Annotated in this window: 1 protein-coding gene and 1 pseudogene; both read left to right on the top strand. The window is 61.0% G+C overall.

What is annotated here, in order from left to right:
* Positions 1-320: pseudogene (locus AC2JF9_RS08150) on the top strand (hypothetical protein); the annotation flags it as partial.
* Positions 321-379: 59 nt separating this feature from the next.
* Positions 380-651: GntR family transcriptional regulator (locus AC2JF9_RS08145; RefSeq protein WP_500726795.1), on the top strand; the 272-nt coding region annotated here is incomplete at its 3' end.

Genomic DNA, 651 nt, shown 5'->3' with positions numbered 1-651 from the left:
AGCTACTGGCAGGGCCTCTCATTGGCGACCTCACCAGCCGCGAATCGATCCGTGCGGATGCGGGGAGGGGCGCCTCCCCGCTGGGCGGTGAATTGATCATCGCGATCGATCCCGGCGGTTTTCTCGGTAGCGACGTCGCCAGCCACCTTGACCGTGCGGAGGCGCTTTTCGAAGCCATTAGCGGCCAAGGCGCCAGACTGCCCTCGGAGCGTCGCTACTCTGCCCGCAAGCTGAGCATGATCGAGGGAGTGACTATTGCCGATCAGCTGCTGGCTGAGATTAATCGATTACGAACGCCATCGGCTAGGTATAATTTATAGGACAAGAGGGCCTGCACATGGTCTATGGTCCCCTTCGGCCGCTTTCGCGATAGGATAAGATGAGCATCATTGTCCGCACACTTTCCGAACAAGTCTTCGACGTCGTACGGGAGCAGATCGTCACCGGGAAGCTGCCCCAGGACCGCCCCATCCGCCAGGATGCGCTGGCTACGGAACTGGGCGTAAGCAAGATCCCGCTGCGCGAGGCGCTCGGCCGCCTGGAACAGGAAGGACTGCTCGGCAGCCAAGCCAATCGCGGTTTCTTCGTCCGGCCAATGAATGCGGACGAAGCCGAGGAGATCTTTGCGTTACGGCTGGCGATCGAACCCGA

Source organism: Lactobacillus sp. C449L (assembly GCF_059900815.1).
This window is presented reverse-complemented; position numbering and strand designations above follow the sequence as displayed.